The organism is Methylophilus sp. OH31, assembly GCF_000576615.1.
GTDB lineage: Bacteria > Pseudomonadota > Gammaproteobacteria > Burkholderiales > Methylophilaceae > Methylophilus.
This window is the reverse complement of record NZ_BAUS01000002.1, coordinates 312,110-331,275: the sequence shown is the minus strand read 5'-3', so window position 1 is coordinate 331,275 and position 19,166 is coordinate 312,110. Positions and strand designations below refer to the sequence as shown.

General features: G+C 49.1%; 17 protein-coding genes. 9 read left to right on the top strand and 8 right to left on the bottom strand.

All coding sequences use genetic code 11. The annotated features are described in order from the left end of the window. Positions 1 to 18: 18 nt before the first annotated feature. Together OH31_RS03235 and OH31_RS03230 are read right to left on the bottom strand one after the other, a co-directional pair. Positions 19 to 2,325: a TonB-dependent receptor gene (locus OH31_RS03235; RefSeq protein WP_024929607.1), complete on the bottom strand. Its 2,307-nt coding sequence runs from the start codon at positions 2,323 to 2,325 to the stop codon at positions 19 to 21. Between the two features lie 157 nt (positions 2,326 to 2,482). Beyond that, positions 2,483 to 2,956 carry a helix-turn-helix domain-containing protein gene (locus OH31_RS03230; protein WP_024929606.1) on the bottom strand — a complete coding sequence of 158 codons (474 nt, stop codon included), beginning with the start codon at positions 2,954 to 2,956 and terminating at the stop codon, positions 2,483 to 2,485. Between the two features lie 267 nt (positions 2,957 to 3,223). On the opposite strand from OH31_RS03230, the gene OH31_RS03220 reads away from it, so the two are divergent. Further along, on the top strand, positions 3,224 to 3,976 hold the full coding sequence (locus tag OH31_RS03220; protein WP_019881598.1) for an IclR family transcriptional regulator: 753 nt from the start codon (positions 3,224 to 3,226) through the stop codon (positions 3,974 to 3,976). A 134-nt stretch (positions 3,977 to 4,110) separates the two neighbouring features. Here the strand turns inward: OH31_RS03220 and OH31_RS03215 are convergent, their stop codons facing one another. After that, entirely contained in the window at positions 4,111 to 4,758 is a 648-nt protein-coding gene (locus OH31_RS03215; RefSeq protein WP_024929605.1) for a hypothetical protein, read from the bottom strand. 373 nt (positions 4,759 to 5,131) lie between these two features. Here OH31_RS03215 and rpoH point away from each other — a divergent pair, with 373 nt between their 5' ends. Continuing rightward, a complete protein-coding gene (gene rpoH / locus OH31_RS03210; protein WP_024929604.1) occupies positions 5,132 to 5,989 on the top strand; it encodes an RNA polymerase sigma factor RpoH in 858 nt (285 codons plus the stop codon). A 47-nt stretch (positions 5,990 to 6,036) separates the two neighbouring features. Here the strand turns inward: rpoH and OH31_RS03205 are convergent, their stop codons facing one another. Beyond that, the gene (locus OH31_RS03205; RefSeq protein WP_019881594.1) at positions 6,037 to 7,992 is read right to left on the bottom strand and encodes a dynamin family protein; all 1,956 of its coding nucleotides are present in this window, start codon (positions 7,990 to 7,992) and stop codon (positions 6,037 to 6,039) included. A gap of 234 nt (positions 7,993 to 8,226) precedes the next feature. Between OH31_RS03205 and OH31_RS03200 the strand changes: the two genes are divergently transcribed. From OH31_RS03200 to OH31_RS03170, 7 genes are all read left to right on the top strand, one after another. Further along, entirely contained in the window at positions 8,227 to 8,622 is a 396-nt protein-coding gene (locus OH31_RS03200) for a gamma-butyrobetaine hydroxylase-like domain-containing protein (protein WP_024929603.1), read from the top strand. Then, positions 8,606 to 9,373 (top strand): bifunctional demethylmenaquinone methyltransferase/2-methoxy-6-polyprenyl-1,4-benzoquinol methylase UbiE, encoded by a 768-nt coding sequence (gene ubiE / locus OH31_RS03195; protein WP_024929602.1) that lies wholly within the window; start codon positions 8,606 to 8,608, stop codon positions 9,371 to 9,373. Before OH31_RS03200 ends, ubiE begins: the two co-directional genes overlap by 17 nt. A 4-nt stretch (positions 9,374 to 9,377) precedes the next feature. Then, the gene (locus OH31_RS03190; RefSeq protein WP_024929601.1) at positions 9,378 to 9,965 is read left to right on the top strand and encodes an SCP2 domain-containing protein; all 588 of its coding nucleotides are present in this window, start codon (positions 9,378 to 9,380) and stop codon (positions 9,963 to 9,965) included. Between the two features lie 3 nt (positions 9,966 to 9,968). Beyond that, positions 9,969 to 11,516: a ubiquinone biosynthesis regulatory protein kinase UbiB gene (gene ubiB / locus OH31_RS03185; protein WP_024929600.1), complete on the top strand. Its 1,548-nt coding sequence runs from the start codon at positions 9,969 to 9,971 to the stop codon at positions 11,514 to 11,516. A gap of 12 nt (positions 11,517 to 11,528) precedes the next feature. After that, positions 11,529 to 11,972 (top strand): DUF2147 domain-containing protein, encoded by a 444-nt coding sequence (locus OH31_RS03180; RefSeq protein ID WP_024929599.1) that lies wholly within the window; start codon positions 11,529 to 11,531, stop codon positions 11,970 to 11,972. A gap of 128 nt (positions 11,973 to 12,100) precedes the next feature. Then, positions 12,101 to 13,570, top strand: coding sequence for a sodium:solute symporter family protein (locus OH31_RS03175; RefSeq protein WP_024929598.1), 1,470 nt, complete (start codon positions 12,101 to 12,103; stop codon positions 13,568 to 13,570). A gap of 117 nt (positions 13,571 to 13,687) precedes the next feature. Beyond that, positions 13,688 to 15,148 (top strand): sensor domain-containing diguanylate cyclase, encoded by a 1,461-nt coding sequence (locus OH31_RS03170; protein ID WP_019881587.1) that lies wholly within the window; start codon positions 13,688 to 13,690, stop codon positions 15,146 to 15,148. A 20-nt stretch (positions 15,149 to 15,168) separates the two neighbouring features. Here OH31_RS03170 and mutM read toward each other — a convergent pair whose 3' ends face one another. The 4 genes from mutM to OH31_RS03150 are packed head-to-tail and all read right to left on the bottom strand — an operon-like array spanning position 15,169 to position 19,134. Next, positions 15,169 to 16,020, bottom strand: a complete 852-nt coding sequence (gene mutM, locus OH31_RS03165) for a bifunctional DNA-formamidopyrimidine glycosylase/DNA-(apurinic or apyrimidinic site) lyase (protein WP_024929597.1) — start codon at positions 16,018 to 16,020, stop codon at positions 15,169 to 15,171. 5 nt (positions 16,021 to 16,025) lie between these two features. Further along, positions 16,026 to 16,934: a DUF4340 domain-containing protein gene (locus tag OH31_RS03160; RefSeq protein WP_024929596.1), complete on the bottom strand. Its 909-nt coding sequence runs from the start codon at positions 16,932 to 16,934 to the stop codon at positions 16,026 to 16,028. A 31-nt stretch (positions 16,935 to 16,965) separates the two neighbouring features. Further along, entirely contained in the window at positions 16,966 to 18,360 is a 1,395-nt protein-coding gene (locus OH31_RS03155) for a GldG family protein (RefSeq protein ID WP_024929595.1), read from the bottom strand. A gap of 30 nt (positions 18,361 to 18,390) precedes the next feature. Beyond that, a complete protein-coding gene (locus tag OH31_RS03150) occupies positions 18,391 to 19,134 on the bottom strand; it encodes an ABC transporter permease (protein ID WP_024929594.1) in 744 nt (247 codons plus the stop codon). Between the last annotated feature and the right edge of the window lie 32 nt (positions 19,135 to 19,166).

Genomic DNA, 19,166 nt, shown 5'->3' with positions numbered 1-19,166 from the left:
ACTGTGTTTTCTATTCTTTTAGAATTCCAACGTCAGATTAGCGAACACACTTCGTGGTTGAAGTCTGTTATAGGTAGGTGCGGCAAAGAATGCGCTTGATGTATTAGCAGAAACAGTGCCTGCATACAGCCCTGAAAGTGCCTCTTTATCAAACAGATTATTCACGTTCAGGCTAATGGTACTTTTCTTGACGATCTTGCTGCCGAGATCAAACTTGTAACCAAGATTAAGATCAACAACTGTGTAACCGCTCAACTTTTCTGTATTCGCCAGATCGCCATAAAAGCTACCGGTGTAGCGCGCTAGCAAATTGCTATATAAGCGACCATCGTCATATCCGACCCCAAGGGATAAAAGATTCTTAGGCGTGTTGAATAGCTGATTGCCTTTGGTATTTTCTTCCAGACCTCCAGCAGCATAGTTGTCTTCCTGCTCTGCTTTTACGTATGTCCAGGAACCACGATAGTTAAAGTTGTGTGGCAACTTACCACTCAAAGCCAACTCAAGGCCTTTTGTCGTCACGGCACCGGCATTGATATAGGACGTAGTTCCCAACGACGTGTATGAAACCTGACGATTCTTAAATTGGTCGTAGAACAGTGCAGCACTCACTAATACATCAGGCGTACTGTAGCGCCAGCCGATTTCCTGATTGAAGGTAGTTTCAGCTTTCTGATCACCACCCGTGTTGTTACCATAGATAGAAGCAACAGCCGGTACACGAATATTGGTGGTCGCGTTGTAGTAAATCTGATTATTTTGATCATACTGATAATCAAGGCTGAAACTCGGGAGGAGCTTATAGTAATCAGCCGATCGCTTGAAAGCTGACCCACTTAACACACCTGCGATGTTCTCACCTTCATATTCGGTATGCTGCCACGCAAGCGCACCTTTCGCATTCCATTGCGAAGCAAAGTTCCAAGAGTCCTGTACCCAGAGTTTTTGGGTTGTCATCCTGCTTCTCTGATCGGTGAAAAAGATCTCTTTACCATTCACATCTCGAATGATTTTGCTTCCATCAATAGCAACAGGCTTACCATCACTTCTTAAGGGAATCGCCGCCATTTGGTTAGTTGCATGGGTGTAATCAAACCAGGCACCAACCTGCAATACATTCGTATCAGTCAGATCAAAGTCGATCTTTTGAGATGAACCTACGCGATATTGCGTTGGGAATACACCGCCAGCAAATGGCCTGATATCAAGAAGATCGCCGTCCCCGTTCACATCAGCATTCAGCACAGACTCGGGAATCGCTGATGCGAACACTGTTGCCGTACCGTCTGTTACTCGAACGAAGTATGGGTCGACATGAAGATGCGCATTGTCGGTCAGGTTGAATAAACCATTAAGGCCGTAGGTCTGAATTTTGAAGTCAGCTCGCTGTAGTTTCGCACTATTAGATGTTGCTGCAGAAATATCAGCAACGCCATTCGTTCCACCATAGGTGGAGTTAATGGCACTTGAATAATTCGCGTCGTACGGCTGAGACTTATATTGAGCAAGGGTTGGGTGAGAATAACTGTTACTTCTCATACTAAATATGGAAAAGATAGCATTGATGCTATTGTTATTTCCCCATTCGTATTGCAAGTTGCCCTCGAAGCGGTTCGATTCGACTGCGCCTGTGCCACTAGTCCATAAGTCAGCCGTTGTTCTGGAGGCCGATACCCAAGCAGAGAATCCATTTTTTTCGCCGAGATTCGCTCGGACAAATGAACGACGAGTATTATTACTACCGAAACCTTGCTTGACCAATAAGCCTGCATCTTTGGTAGGTTTGACAGTTTGAATCTCTATACTGCCGCCACTCGCCGTAAGTGTAGGTGCATTAATCGACTGCCCACCGTATATGACGCTAATGGATTCGTAATTCTCCGGATCTCCGAAGAAATCGCTGTGAGGGGTCAGGTATAGTGGATCATTCAAAGGAATACCATTTCTGGTTACACCAATTTGATCTTGAGAAAACCCTCTAATAGATAAATTACCTTCACTGATCCCTGATGTATCCCCACCACTAAAATGGATGCCGGGCAAATACTTCAACGCGCCTGTGACCGCTGAATCCAGGCCGACAAACTTCTCAAGCTGGGACTTACTTAAAGTTGCTCTAGATTCTGCGATGGTTTCTTTAGGTGTATCACCGACAAGTGGCTGAGTCTTGCCTTGAACAACGACTGCACCCAAATCTGCAGACCCCTCACTGTTACCCTGAGCGTCTTCCGCCAGAGCAACTCCCGCCCCAGAGAGAAACATGGCACCGTAGACTGCCAGCGTGAGCTTTTTGATGGCAGGCTTCTTAATAATGTTGTGAGACATTCCTTCTTCACCCTTAAAATTAATGAAAAAATCGAAACTAATGTTTTATTAATTTCTGTGGGCTTCAAATGGCAACATACATGCCTAACCATCCGTTAGCGTTAGTTTCTATTTCATTAATAAAAGAACATCGAAAAAATTAGAGGTTGCTCAAAAACTATTTGGTAATTTTCGAGGATATCTGCATCAGCTTATGGCGTTTTAAAAGGTTATATACTGAAGACAACGCTACTTTCCGGCCTAAATGCTCTTCTAAAGCCGTCTTAACATCAGATACCCTGATAGCCTCTCCATGCTTGGCGGCTTGGAAATATGGATGCAAAAACCTACTTTCCTGCGCCAAGGTCATATTTTCGCGGCGTCGCCCACCCAATACAGAAGCACTCCTACCAAGCACCAGATTACCTTTCAGGAAATTCTGACGAAGTTTATAGACCCAATTGACTGATATTCCTAATAAGGAGGAGGCTTCACTTGCTGTCATTCCATGAACGCAAGTCAACAAAAAGGCTTGTGCTTGCCTCAGTTGAGATAAGTCTTTTGTTTTACGGATGATTTGTACAGCCCGTAAAAGACTCTCCTCCGACTTGTCTGAAATTCTTATCAGTTCTCGTGTTGGTTTCATACTCATGAATTGGAAAAATCACCGAAAATTGCTTCTGCCAGTCCGACAAAAATGTTTGATAGCGAACAGTAAAAGTTGCGTATCAAACATCGTGTACTTTTTTATGCATGCGTACGGCCAGAAGCGATAAATAAATATCAATCATCATTAGTGACTGCAAATTATGTACCACATAACGATACAACATACCAATATACGGTTAAATTTTAGAGGTGGCATAGCGTTGTATATAGGCGGATAATTCACAGTATTGTTTTCTTAAAAATCATAGAAATGAATAGTGAATCCGCTAATGGCATCCAGGTAATCAACCGCGCCTCAACCATTCTTCGAGTACTGGCAAAAAATCCGGCCGGACTTAGTCTTGGGAAAATTTCAGAGTTGGTTGATCTGCCGCGTTCAACAGTCCAACGAATTGTCAAAGCGTTAGAGCATGAAGGTCTGGTTGCCATGATGGATGGCGGCAGAGGATTCAAATTGGGTATGACTTTTGGCCAACTCATTCATGAGACGCAAATTGATATCATCTCTGTGATGCGGCCTCAACTGGAGCAACTATCGAAAAAGGTCAACGAGACCGTTGTCTTATCTTCCTTTTCATCTCAACAGACCAATGTAATTGACCGAATTGTCGCTGAAAGGGAGTTACGCGTAGTTGCCGCACTGGGAGCGGTACATACACTTTATACGGCAGTAGATGGCAAGCTTCTTCTTGCAAGCCTATCTGACAAAGAAGTGGTTCAAAGAATTGGGAAAAAATACCCCAAACACACGGAACATACGAAGGACTTGCAAAGCCTTCTTGAAGACTTGAAACAAACCAGGGAGACAGGATTTGCGATTGACCGCAATGAATACATTATAGGCATCAGCGCAATAGGTATCGCACTAGAAACCTTTATGGGAAATTACGTCATTGCAATCGTTACTCCAAGTTGTCGTTTTGACACTGATCTGGAAAACTTCAAAACGGAGCTACTTGCAGTGAAAGATAGAGTATTGCTAGGGCTTGGGCGCACTTTATAAATAAAATATGGCCACGCTTTGCGCGTCCAATCATGCACCAGATCTATCTCTATCAATGATAGCTAACGTGGATGTCGACCTAATACATGAAACGCAAAGTCGACAAACTACCAGAGAAAGAAATGTACAACATCCTATGAGTCTAAATTAAATGATACATACTCAGGCACTTCGAAATTTTTATCTAATCCAGGAAATAAAAAATTCAGAACTTTCGGATTTTTAGATACACCATTGCCTCCAATTAACTTCCACTCACCACCTGAAATCTTTCTCACGGCCAAAGTAAATCCATTGACCTGAAGTTTCAGACCGGGCTTCTCCAGAATTGAGACTTCTCTGATAGTACAAATTAAATATTGTTTTGATTTTGCCGCAGTGTCTGGGATGTTATTTGTGTAAGAGATGAGTTTTAACTTTTGTGCATCCATATCTTTAAACGTATTTTCTAACCGCTCAATATATTTTTCTTGCCCTCCCATGATGGCTAGAATCGGACCAAAAGTAGTTTCTGTAATTACCTTTGGTTCCCTAGTAGCTAATGCTTGGTTAACTTTATCGAAAAGTGCGGCAATTTCGACTTTGTCCTTTTCTGAAAGGGTGTCTGCTGCTACAGGCATTAGAAATTGAATTGCTACAATTAGAGAAATTAATATTTTCTTCATAGATGGCTTTACAGTTTTTTTGATTTTTACGTAACTCAGCAGAATCTGTGCCAGCTTAAATTTAAAGCCATCCTTAAAAAGGCGGAGCCATGGATGCTTACTGCCCAACATTTCCATGCAAAAAAGAACACATTAACTGCTTGCAATTCAACATCCAGCAATCAAAGCATTTAAGTCTTTCAAATCAGAAACATCTTCACGGAACAAAGCGCTCACATGCCTTTCAGTTTTCGGCGCACCCGAAGATAAAGGTTTTGATTAAACTGGCTTAAATATTGCCTTTACAGGCCAATAAGCTAAGTGATTATTCTTAATTGAGATGAAAAAGTAGTTTATGGCACCGATTGCGATATTTATGGCTAATCCGACACTCATCCTACAAATACCTGTACACAAACAAGTCCAATCGCGTTGAACTTTTAAATGGGCTAGCACTCTCAAGCTTTGAGTGCTAAAATCATTTTAAACATCTTCTTTCAATAAGGAGTTTATTATCAACGCGTTAACTTTACCTGTCGTTTCCTCGGCTGACAGCCTGGATAAATATCTGCGTACTATCAAGCAGTTTCCAGTGCTGACGGCTGAAGAAGAATACAGCTATGCGACTGAGTTGAAACAAAGTGGTGACCTGGAGGCTGCGCGTGCACTGATCGTGTCGCATCTGCGCCTGGTCGCGAGCATTGCCCGTGGTTATAGCGGTTATGGTTTGCCACAGTCTGACCTGATTCAGGAAGGCAATATTGGCTTGATGAAAGCGGTGAAACGCTTTGACCCAGACCGTGGCGTGCGCCTGGTCTCGTTTGCCATGCACTGGATTAAAGCCGAGATCCATGAATACATCGTGCGTAACTGGCGCTTGGTGAAAACCGCGACCACCAAAGCACAGCGCAAACTGTTTTTTAATTTGCGCAGCATGAAGCAAGGCTTTGAAACGCTGAGCCCGGATGACGTACACCGTATCGCCACCGAGCTGAATGTGAAGCCAGAAGAAGTGACCGAGATGGAATACCGTCTGAACGGTCAGGAGATTTCACTGGATGCGCAGTTGGATGACGACGGCGAAGAAGTGTATAGCCCGATCGCGTTCCTCGAAGATGAAGGCCCTGAGCCATCGACCTTGCTGGAAAACCTGCAAAACGAGCATCTGCAAACCGAAGGCTTGAGCATGGCTTTGCAACAACTGGATGAGCGTAGCCGCCGTGTGCTGCAAGCACGCTGGTTGACCGAAGGCAGCGCCTCCACGCTGCATGAGCTGGCTGCAGAGTTTAATGTGTCAGCAGAACGTATCCGCCAGATTGAGCAGAAGGCGATGCAAAAAATCAAAACCTATATGCTGGAAAGCAAATAACAAAACGGGAGCAAATGCTCCCGTTTTTGTTTTCATGGCAGTTATTTTTAGGCTGCTTGCACAATCACTTCTTCGTGCGCCAGCGCAAACATGGCTTTGCCATTGAGTTGATCTAGCTCAGCCAGTTGCTGGCGGATCGACAACTCCACCTGCTCTAAATCGGCAATACGCTCTTCCAGGGTATCGGTTGCCTGGTAAATGCGCTTAATGCTTTCCACACGGCGCTTGAGTTGCACATGGTGTTCGCGCATCTGGCTTTCCATCGGCGCGATGACGGCTTTTAGCCAGCTCTCGGTATCGCGGTTCGCTGCCTCATATTCCAGAATCACATGGCTGGCCAGCGTTTCGAAAAACTTGCTGGTTAGCGTCAGTTTTTCGTGTGCGATCATATTGAAGGTGGTGTTGAACTGGTCACGGTAAATGGCTTCCAGTTTATTGAGCGCTTTTAAATAGCGTGAGGTAGAAAATGGGGGGGGCGCTTTTTGCAGCAAACCGTGCTCTTTGGAAAACTTCTCATACATGGCTTCCATCATTTTCTTGATTTCATGCACATGCACATCGGCATCCATCATGCGGCGCTTGAGGTCACTGAAAAAGTCATCCATGGCTTGCCGCATGGTTTTGGTAAACGCTGCTTTCATCATGGTATCGCGGGTTTCACGCACCTTGTTTTTAAGCGCAGGCATGCCTAGATGATGGAATACCTGGTTGGACTGCGCCGAAAACACGCTACGCAAGGCTTGATAACGCTGTAAACCGACTTCAAAATTGACCTTGTCTTGCTTGACCTTGCGCATCATCTGCGCAATCACGTCCTCATTCTTGCCCTGCAAACAACGCAACTCATCGGCTTGATCCAGCACACTTTGCAAACGCGTTTCCAGCGTGATGCGCGTCTGATGCACCATGTCTTCAATTTCGCCCTGTATGCTTTCGCGCACAATCTCCTGCTTGGCCGGGATCAGCTCATCAGACAGGTTTCTTTCCAGTTGCAGCAAACGGCTTTTGAGCAGCAACTGCTGGTCGCCCTTCACTTTAGCCAACAGGCCTTTTTGCGCGGAGGTCGGTAAAATCTGGTCGCGCGGCAAACCTAATAATTCAGCCGTGTTTTGTAACTGGCGATAAAGCTCTGTTTCTACTTCATCATCGGTTTTCAGTGGATCCCACAAACCATCAATCTTGTTAAGTACGGCTATACGACCTTTTTGCTTCCAGCGTGCGCCACTGATATAACGACGCCAGACTTCCATCTCGGACTTGGTGACACCGGTATCGGCACCTAAAATAAACAACACCGCATGTGCATTCGGCAACATGCTCATGGTCAACTCAGGCTCTGCACCAATTGCGTTTAAACCTGGGGTGTCCAGAATCACTAAGCCTTGCTTGAGTAAGGGATGTGGAAAATTAATCACCGCGTAACGCCAGCAGGGAATTTCCAGCAGGCCATCGTTACCAATCAACATGGCATCATCTGGCTGGTCCGGGTGATATAAGCCCAGGGACTGTGCTTCATCAACAGTGACGCGGCGGGTACGGCTGACCTCTTTAAAGGCTTCGACCATGCTTTCGCGTGAGTGCGCATCAAATTCGACCGCAGACCAGGCTTGTGGCATACGGCGGTATTCGCTGATGGAAATCTGGTGGGTGCTGGTTTCAATCGGCAGCAATGACAAACTGACCGGCTTGCCGGTGTCATAACGCAATTCGGTTGGACACATGGTGGTCCGCCCTGCGCCAGATGGCAGCAAACGGTGACCGTAGCCGGAAAAGAAGATCGCATTAATAAGCTCGGATTTGCCACGCGAAAATTCGGCGACAAATGCCACGTTTAACTTGTCCTCACGCAAACGGTTTAGTTGCTGCTGTATCCGCTCTTCTATTTGCACATCGCTGAGCTGTTTATCGGCCAACCAGCGCCGATAATCCCCCAAAACATCAGCAATCGATTGACGCCATCGCGTGTACAAATCAAATTGTTGTGCCAGTCTGTTATTTTCCATAGGACCTGCTTAAGAATTGTTAGGTAACCTATTCATGATGGTTTGTTTTTTTAGTAATCTATCATGAAATAATAAAAGTTCAAATAAATCATGTAGGTATAGCCATTAATTCACAAATAAAATGAATTATCAACCATAAGATACAACAATTACTACCCATGCGCGGCTACCATGCATCTGCTATCATGCGCATAATTAAAGTTAACGACCTCATCCACCACTTTCTTCAATCTTATGAGCGGTCTACATCCAGATTGTCCGACCCCGACCCTGATACAGCTGCATCAGGCCTCACACCTGCTTGAAATACACTTCGATAACCATACCGAGTGCATGCTGTCTTGCGAGTTTTTGCGCGTGTATTCACCCTCGGCCGAAGTGCGCGGACATGGTGCCGGACAGGAAGTACTGCAACTGGACAAAGAAAACGTCAATATTAACGATATTGAACCGGTTGGCAGATACGCCATCAAACTGATATTTGACGATGGTCATGATACTGGCCTGTATTCATGGGATTATCTGTACTATCTGGCGCAACATTATGAAAGCCTGTGGCAAGACTATGTGACTAAACTGTCTATGGCTGGCCATACCCGCAAGGAACCGACACATGCAGCAAAACACTGATCAGGAAAAAACCACTCACTTTGGCTTTGATACCGTTGCCGAAACCGACAAGCAGAAAAAAGTTGGTGAGGTGTTTCATTCTGTCGCGCAAAAATACGACATCATGAACGACGTCATGTCCGCAGGCATGCACCGCTTATGGAAGCGCTTTGCGATTGACGTCAGCGGTGTAGGCCAAGGCGACAAGGTGCTGGATATTGCCGGTGGCAGCGGTGATTTGTCACGCCTGTTTGCCAAGAAAGTTGGCACGCAATCCGCTGTCAATCCTGGCACGGTGATTCTGACTGACATCAATGCCTCTATGCTGGGCGTGGGCCGTGACCGCATGATAGATGCCGGGCTGAGTATCCCGGCGGCACAATGTAATGCAGAGATTTTGCCCTTTGCTGACGAAACCTTTAATTGTGTCATCGTCGCCTTTGGCTTGCGCAACATGACGCACAAAGACGTTGCCTTGCGTGAAATGCAGCGCGTGCTCAAGCCGGGTGGCCGCTTGCTGGTACTCGAATTCTCTAAAGTCTGGCAACCGCTGGAAAAACTGTACGACACCTATTCATTTAAACTGCTGCCCAAATTTGGCAAATGGATCGCCAACGACGAGCCCAGCTACCGTTACCTGGCAGAGAGCATACGCATGCACCCAGACCAGGAAACCCTGAAGCAAATGATGCACGAGGCAGGATTTGGCAAAGTGGATTATTACAACCTGACAGCTGGTGTGGTGGCCTTACACAAAGGCATCAAGATCTAAGCCCATGTTTAAACCCCTGATTCAATTCGTGTTGCAGCATCTGATGCAGCAAAATAGCTGGACAGCGCCGCTGCTACAGCCTTATGCCCACAAAAATCTGCGTTTAGACTTTAAAGTCGCCCAGGCCATACTCACCATTCTAAATAATGGCGAACTGGCGGTGGCCGGAGACACGGCAGAAGCAGATGCCACCATCCATTTACCACCCAGCCTGGCCATGCGCTTGTTACGACAGGACCCGCTTGCACATAGCCTGATTAAAATTGAAGGCGACGCCGCACTCGGCATGGCCGTCGGCAAGATACTCTCCGCGGTGCGCTGGGATATAGAAGATGATCTGAGCAAAGTCGTTGGTGATATTGCCGCTTACCAGGTCGTGCAAATCGGACAGGAAAAGTTGCAGCGCTGGCAAAACCAGGCCAAAAACCTGGGCGAGATGCTGGTGGAATACTGGCAAGAAGAGCAACCCATCATCGCCAAGAAAACCCGCATCGCGCAATTTAACCAGTCGGTGGATCAGTTACGCGAAGACACCGACCGATTACAGCAACGCGTCGACAAACTCCTCGCAGCAGTTTCAGAAAGCCAGTAACACATGCATTGGTTACGTTTTTTTCATATTATCGGCGTGCTGATCTGGTATCGCCTGGATATTTTTTTCGTCCGCGATGAGCAACCTGGCTGGATGCATCGCCTGTTGAATGTCTTTTTCTTCTGGCGTCATGCCCCTGAACAACGCGCCGTACGCTTACGCCTCGCGCTAGAGAAGCTGGGGCCAATTTTCGTCAAATTCGGCCAAATGCTGTCAACGCGCCGCGATCTACTACCAACTGACGTTGCCGATGAACTCACCAAGCTGCAAGATCAGGTGCCGCCATTTGCTTATGCGCAGGTCGAGGCCATTATTCAAGAAGCCTTTGCTGCACCACTGAGCACGGTGTACGCAGAGTTCAATATCACCCCTGTTGCCAGCGCTTCAGTGGCGCAAGTGCACTTTGCCAAACTGCATAGCGGCGAGCAAGTGGCAGTGAAGGTATTACGTCCAGGCATTGCCGCCACCATCCATCGCGACATCGCCTTGTTACGCACACTGGCCTGGTGGGTAAAACAATGCTCGCGCGAAGGCCGCCGCCTGAAACCGGACGAAATGGTCAACGAGTTTGCGCGCCATACCGAGCACGAATTAGACCTGACCCTGGAAGCGGCGCAATGCGCGCAGCTAGGTCGCAACTTCAGCGATCGCCGCCTGTTGGTGCCCACCGTTTACTGGGACTATTCGCACAAACACGTCATGACCATGCAGCGCATGTTCGGCACGCCGGTCAGGGATACCGAATCTTTGCGCGCCTACGGCATAGACCTGACGCAACTGGCCCACGAAGGCGTCGAGATTTTTTTCACCCAGGTATTTCGTGATGGCTTTTTCCATGCCGACATGCACCCTGGCAATATTCAGGTTGTGACCGAGGGGCCGGACAAAGGCAAATTTATCGCGCTCGATTTTGGCATCATGGGCAGTCTGTCACCGACTGACCAATACTACCTGGCGCGTAATTTCCTGGCGTTCTTTAACCGCGATTACCGCGATGTGGCCGTGGCGCATATTGAATCCGGCTGGGTGCCTGCGGATACTAATGTTGAAGCGCTGGAAACCGCCGTGCGCGCGATCTGCGAACCGATTTTTGAAAAACCGCTGAAAGATATTTCATTTGGCCGCACCCTGCTCAGCCTGTTCCAGATGTCACGCCGCTTTGGCGTCAATATCCAGCCGCAGCTGATCATGCTGCAAAAGACCTTGTTGAACATTGAGGGCCTGGGCCGCGAGCTCGACCCGAATATTGATTTATGGCATAGCGCCAAACCTTTCCTCAAACGCTGGATGAGCGAGCAAATCGGCTGGCGCAGCCTGCTTAAATCCGCCAAACGTGAACTGCCTTATATTCTCACCCACGCAGCAGAAATGCCGCGTCTGTTTGAGCAATACCTGCGCAACCAGACCGAGCTTGGCAAGCAGCAAAGCCGTATCGATGCCCTGCTCACCTCGCAGCACCAACAGGCCACCTGGCAGAAATGGGCCACAACCGCTATCGTCGTGCTGGTGTTACTGCAATTTGCAAGTTTGTTCCTGCTGTTTAACCACTAAAGGAGATCGACCATGCGACTGATCAAGCAACTGCTGGTGACCACGCTGCTCATGTTGCCCTATGCACTACATGCAGCAGACTTGGGCGGCCTGTGGCAAACCACCGACGACAAAACTGGCAAACCCAGATCACTGGTGCGCATTGTTGAAAACGCAGGTGAATATAACGCGATTGTCGAAAAAGGCCTGCTTGCCACCGACACCGGCGATGCCGTGTGCGACAAATGCACGGACGAGCGCAAAGGCCAGAAAATTGTCGGCATGACTATTGCCAAACATTTAAAGAAAAGTGCCAATAGCAATGTCTATGATAGCGGCGAGATTCTCGACCCGGAAAATGGCAAAACCTACAAATGCAAAATGACACTAGGCGCAAACGGCAATGAGCTTGAGGTGCGAGGATTTATCGGCTTCTCGCTGCTTGGGCGCTCGCAAACCTGGAAGCGGGTCGAGTAATTGTGCAGAATTGTAAAAAGGCCTGATTTTCAGGCCTTTTTAGCTTTCGCAACCATCACAAAACCATGTTTAGGCATGGTTTTGTTTTAAAATCAGCCTTTTGCAATTACCTCAAAGGGAAACAAGCTGTGCTGATCTGGTTTGTCGTGGCGTATTTACTGGTTTCAATCGGCATCGGCCTGATTGCCGCCAGAAATGTGCACAGCACCAAAGATTATGCCGTGGCAGGCCGTCACCTGCCGCTGCCTGTGGTCATGGCAACCGTGTTTGCCACCTGGTTTGGGGCCGAGGCCGTGTTCGGCGTCTCCGCCACCTTTGTGCGTGAAGGCCTGACCGGCGTTGCCGCCGACCCATTCGGCTCCAGCATGTGTCTGATTATTGCCGGCATTTTCTTCTCCAGCCGCCTGTACAAACTCAACATCCTGACGTTGGGTGACTTCTATCGCATGCGCTATAACCGCTCGGTTGAGGTGCTGACCACCATTGCCATCGTCATCTCTTACATGGGCTGGGTCGCCGCGCAAATCAAGGCACTGGGCCTGATTTTCAACCTGATCAGCCATGGCGCCATTTCAGAACACACCGGCATGATCGTCGGCACCGCCATCGTGCTTACCTATACCACGCTGGGCGGCATGCTCTCGGTGGCAATTCTCGACTTTGTGCAAATGATCGTCGTCATCGGTGGCCTGCTTTATATCGCCAATATCGTCTCTGGCCAAACCGGCGGCGTCGCACCGGTGATAGAGCACGCGCGCAATGCAGGCAAACTGCATTTCTTTCCGCAATCTACAAACTGGAGCGTATGGCTGACCTTCCTCGGCGGCTGGCTGACCATGATGCTGGGGTCGATTCCACAGCAAGACGTATTCCAGCGTATCACATCGGCCAAAACAGCAAAGATCGCCTTGTGGGGCTCATTGCTGGGCGCGAGTATCTATTTCTGCTTTACCTTTGTGCCCATGTTTATCGCTTATGCCGCGACGCTGATAGACCCGGCGGTATTTGGCACCCTGGTTGAAACCGACTCACAGCGCGTGCTGCCCACGCTGGTGCTTACGCACACGCCGCTGATCGCACAAGCGATTTTCTTTGGCGCTGTGCTGTCAGCCATCATGAGTTGTTCCTCAGCGACCCTGCTGGCCCCTTCTGTCACCTTTGCTGAAAACGTGGTGAAAGGCTTTATGCCGCACATGAACGACCATGCATTTTTGCGCGTGATGCGACTGTGCCTGGTAGGCTTTGCCGCCATGGTATTGTTTTATGCGCTTAACTCAGAGCTGTCGATCTTTGGTATGGTAGAAAGCGCGTATAAGGTCACGCTGGCAGGTGCGTTTGTACCGCTGTTCTTCGGCGCCTTCTGGAAACGCGCAAGCAGCCAGGGCGCACTCGCGGCGATAATCTTCGGTATCGGCAGCTGGGTATTGATCGAGATCCTGGTAGGCGAAGCCAGCCTGGTACCGGCGCAACTGGTGGGGCTGCTCATCAGTGCTGTGGCAATGATCATCGGCTCATTGCTACCACAAAAGATTGGCGGTACGCCGCACAGCCCTTCCGGCTATTTACACGAGCACGCGGCAAGCAGTCACCCGCATTAAACCTCGTCAATGCGGGAATACGGCTTTAAAACAGTGACTATTCAAATAAACAAAGTCGCCTTATATTGATGATAATGCTTTTTTGAGCATGATCCGCCTTTAGATAATTGAACATTTATGGCCGTTAACAAGCGTTACTACACCCTACTCCTCAGCGCCATTGTGCTCATTGGCTTTGTGGCTACCAGCCTGATTGGTTACTTTGTCGCCAAAGACTCGCTGACTGACCGCTTGCAGCAGGAAATGCTGCCGCTCACCAGCGACAATATCTACTCTGAAATCCAGCGCGACTTGTTACAGCCGCTCTTGATTTCCTCACTGATGGCCAATGATGTCTTTGTATTCGACTGGATCAATAATGGCGAGCAAGACGCCAATAGAATGACCAGTTACCTGGCGCAAATCCAGAAAAAATATAACACCATCACCGCCTTTTTTGTGTCTGAAAGCTCAGGCAATTACTACCATCCGTCTGGCGTTTTAAAACGCGTATCGCCAGCAAATCCTGAGGATCACTGGTATTTTGATGCCAGAAACTCACGCAACCCTTACGTCATCAATATTGACCGCGATACTGCAGACAAAAAACGCCTGAGTATTTTTGTGAATTACCGCATTGAAGATAAATCCGGCAAGTTTATTGGCGTGATTGGTGTGGGCTTATCGCTGCAAACCGTTGTTGAGCTGATTGAAAACTACCAGAAACGCTATGGCCGCGAAATCTACTTTGTGAATCGCCAGGGCGAGGTCATGCTGCAAAGCAGCCAATACCGTTCTGAGCTGCATTTGCAAAACAAGTCAGGGCTGGATAAAGCGTTTCTGCAAGTGCTGACCTCGCCTAGCTCTTCGCTGTCGTTTAAAACCAGTAGCGGCAACATGCTTTACCTCAATAGTCGCCTGGTGCCTGAATTTGACTGGTATTTAATCGTCGAGCAGGTCAACGATCCAAGCTCAGAACGCATCGAAACCGCCTTCCTCATCAACCTGGCCGTGGCCGTCGTGATCAGCATGATCGTACTGGCACTGGCGCATTTTGCCGTGCGTGGCTACCACGACAAGTTGGAGATGATGGCTACCCAGGACAAATTGACCGGTGTCACCAGCCGCCAGGTATTCGAGTTCTACTTCAAGCAAGCCGTCGCACGTGGCAAACGCCGCGACGAGTCATTGTCCCTGGTGCTGTTGGATATCGACCTGTTCAAACTGGTGAATGATACTTATGGCCACGAAGCCGGAGACAGAGTGCTCACGCGTGTGGCGCAGTTGATCAAGTCGCACGTTCGCGAAGAAGATGTGGTTTGTCGATGGGGCGGGGAAGAATTTTTGATTCTGCTTTCCGGCTGCAATATGCAACACGCCCGGGACATTACCGAACTCATACGCTCGGCAGTCGCCGGACTGCAATTCCACTTTAGCAATAAAGTGGTGCAAATCACAGTCAGTGCCGGTATCGCCGAAATGCAGACCGATGAAATACTGGGCCAGGTGGTGGAGCGCGCAGACCATCACCTGTATGCCGCCAAGCGTGCCGGGCGTAACTGCATCAAGCCAGACATCGACGACGACGAAACGGCATAACGCAGACGTTGCTGTGATACTTATTTTTTACGTATGCTGCCAGCCGCACGTGGCTGGCAGTGCTCACAATAAAACGTAGAACGCTGACCCAGGCGGATATTCAGGATCGGCCTGGTACACACGCGGCAAGGCTCACCAGTGCGGCCATACACGGTATACGTCTGTTGAAAATAACCAGGGTTACCATCGGCGCCAAAGAAGTCCCGCAAACTGCTGCCGCCAGCCTCTAACGCTGCCTGCAAGGTGGATTTGATCTCGTCTACCAGTAATGCACATTGCGCCAGTGTTAAGGCCTTGGCAGGTGTTTCAGGGTGTATGCGCGCCCTGAATAAAGACTCACTGGCATAAATATTCCCCACGCCCACCACCAGGTGCGCATCCATGATGGTCGTTTTTATCGGTGCGCTGCGTGTGCGTATATGTTGATATAAATAGTCAGCGTTAAAACCAGCCTCTAAGGGCTCGGGGCCCAGGCTGCTGAGCAGCGCATGCTGCAATGGGTGCTTATCCAGCCACAATACGGCTCCGAACCGGCGTGGATCGCGCAGGCGGATCACGCGGCCATCTTCAAAGCGGATATCAAAGTGATCATGCTTTTCGGCAGGGAAATCGCGCTCCAGCAAACACAGGCGACCAGACATGCCAAGATGCAGCAACAACACGCCTTCTGCTTCAGTGGTGCCGATCTCGGCCAAGATATATTTGGCACGGCGCGTGAGTTTAAGCACACGGCGGCCTTGCAAATGTTGCGGCAAATCGGCCGGAATCGGCCAGCGCAAGCCATGATGGCGGATAGTCACTTGCGCGATCTGCGCCCCTTCTACAGGCAGCAACCCGCGCCGCGTGACCTCAACCTCGGGTAATTCAGGCATACCGGTTATTTGCTCTTAGGTGCCTGGATATTCACCGGCGGGTTCACCATGGTAAAACCGGTGTCATTGCTGAAGTGATAAATAATCCCTTCATCCGGACGTGCCAACAGGTACTCTGGCGACTCCTGCAGCTTGTCGAAATGGACTTTCTTGCCATTGCGCAACAGCACCTCAAAAGAAGGATAGGCCTGCTTACGGTCTGGCGTGTAAAACTCAACCGAGGTTGCTTGCGCCTGCACCCAGCTGAAATCCATCCACTCATTCAACTCATTCTGTGTGGGCTTGGCTTTGGCATCGTTGGCCAGCCATTTACCTTCGCCAGACATCTGCACTTTAAGCGCATTTTCTTCCCACTGCTCCAGATGCGCGAGATCGAAGCCAGCCAGTTGTTTACGCTCAACCGGGGACAAGGGTGTTTTATCCACCATTTCTATCGGCTGCGTAGACGCTGCTTCGCTATACTGCCCGGGCAACAAATACACTTGTCCCGCATACCCGACGTACTGTTCTTCTGAAACAGGATTGTAAGTGCCAAACGTGAACACTTGCTCACCCTTGGCACCAGCTAGCGTCAACTTCAATACCGGCTGATCCAGCCCGTATTTAGCTGCATCTTGCAATGGCAGCCTGGTCGCCGTGGTTGCAGCAATAATAGACATCACGCGCTGCACAGAGGATTGGTCTGCACGTGCCGCATACGGCTTGCGCATCATCCAGTAACCATCCTGCTTTTCAAAAATGGTCGGGGCCTTGGCCGGAAACTCCGCTTTCACGATATCGAAATCAGCCATTTTAAGGCTGGAAACTTCAAACCTGGCTGATGTTGCCTGTTCTTGCGGTTTTAAATGCAGGAACACGGCTATGCCGACCACCACAGCCAATAACAACAGATTCAATATCCATCTTTTTTTCATGACACCACTCCCACAACCAGACCGTTAGACATTAAGCCTTGCGGCGTTTCCACCACAGGAACAGGCCTGCAACAAACAAACCGACTGGAATCAGGTACTGGAAAGCATGGAATACGATCCAGGCCACCAGGCGGCCTTGATCGTTTGCTGGAATCGTGACGTTAATATCTTTCAGTGGCATCGGCTGTATCGTAATCAGGCGATCATCACCCGCCAGCCAGTTGATGATATTAATGCCCAAATCCAGGTTGCCGCCGTTAGTAATAAAGGTATTGGCCAGGAAGTTGGCATTACCGATCACCACCACGCGCTGGCCTTTTTTACCGTATTCGCGCTCCAAAGCCACGCCGACGTTAATCGGGCCTGCTTTGTCTTTACCCTGGTCAAAACTGACCTTAAGGTTTTGCGCACCCGCCGGAATCTTGTCAGATTCCAGCCAGCCATTCGGCGCCACGTCGATCAGGCGGCCCACTTTCCAACCCAGGTCATCTGACGCCTGGCCATCGATCTGATGTGCCTCAGGGAACACGGTACGCAGCATAAAGTTACGTGTAATGGCATGGTCGCCATACAGGCTGGCAAACGCCATTTTCGGATCGGCGCCGTATTGTTCAGCCGCACGGTCAACCACGATACCGGCAGACACTTTAATGCCCAGGTACTCGGCCACTTCTTGTAAACCATGCAGGTTATCGTCATCCAGTAGCCATAGCACATTGCCGCCTGCTTCAATATAGGCCTTGATCTTTTTCGCTTCGACGGCGCTGATATCGACTTGCGGTGCTGCAATCACCAACATGGCACCATTGGCAGGTACCGCCTGGGCAATGGTCAGGTCAGGGTTGGCAAATTTAAAGCCTTTGCTTTCCAGCTGTTTGCCGAACTCACCCAAGTCATGGTTTTTCAGGCCTTGCAGCAAACGCTCGCCATGGCCATCCAGATACATAACTGGCTGGTTATTGGTACGAGACAAACGCACCAGCAAGTTGGTCATTTCCTGCTCGGCAAACGGCGGCGTGATGTGCTCGGAACGCTTGTTGTACTCTACAATCGTCTCGCCATCGACCTTCACACCGGCTTCTTGTGCCAGTTTTGGCTCTTCGGACGGATTGATGAACTTGATAAATACGTTTTTCTTTTCACGCTGGTAGCGGGCGACAAAATCCAGCATGCCTTTACGGAAAGTATCGCCATTATTGGCGTCATCGTTGGTGGCAAACACTGTGATATTGACGTCACCATCCATCTGCTTGAGCACATTAACGCTGCCCTGGGTCAGGATATTGCGGTTGGCCTGGGTAATATCCTTGGCCCAGCGGTATTGGCTGGACAAATACCCCAGCATGACCACCAAGGCCAAAAACACCAGCACAAACATCCAGTTTTGCGCCAACAACTGCCATCTAAATTTACGGTTAATTTTCATAATGCATTCAGCTCAAAAACAATGTCGCGACTAACCGCGTAAACGATCCGCATCCAGACGACGAATCGTCAGGGTAATAAAAGTGAGGATAAACAAGCCGAAGTAGGCCAGGTCCGCCGTATCCATCAAGCCACCGGCAAACGACTGAAAATGGCGCATGAGCGAAAACTTGAGCATGGTGCTGGTCGGGTCACCAGCAAAAAAACGGTCCAGGATCATCAGCACAAACAAGGCAATAAAACTGAGGATACCGGCAATAATCGGCTGCGCGGTCAGGCTGGAGAAATACAGGCCCAGCGCGGCAAAACTGGAAACCAGCAGCAGCAAACCCAGCGAGTTGGCAAAAATATAGCCGAAATCAATGTCTGCCCAAATGTTCAGCGTAAACAGCATGGCGGCAATATAGACCACCAATATGCTCAAAAACACCACCAGGCCCAGAAACTTGCCAACCACGATCTCGCTGATAGACAACGGTGCGCTGAACAAAAACGGCATGGTCTGACTGCGACGCTCTTCTGAAATCAAGCGCATCGAGAGCAAAGGCACGGCAAACAGCATGATAAAAGACGCCAGGCCATAGACGGTTTGGCCGACAAACTGTGTCACGCCAATACGCTCGGCCGGGCGGATGGAGCCGGACATGACTTCAAAGTAATTATTCACTCCATTGAGGTAATAGGTACCGAAGGAGAAGGTCAGCAGTGCCAGAATAATCCACCCCATTGGTGAGGCGAACATACTCTTGAGTTCTTTTCTTGCAATATTCAACATACTTAAATCTTTCCGTCTACACTCAATCTGCT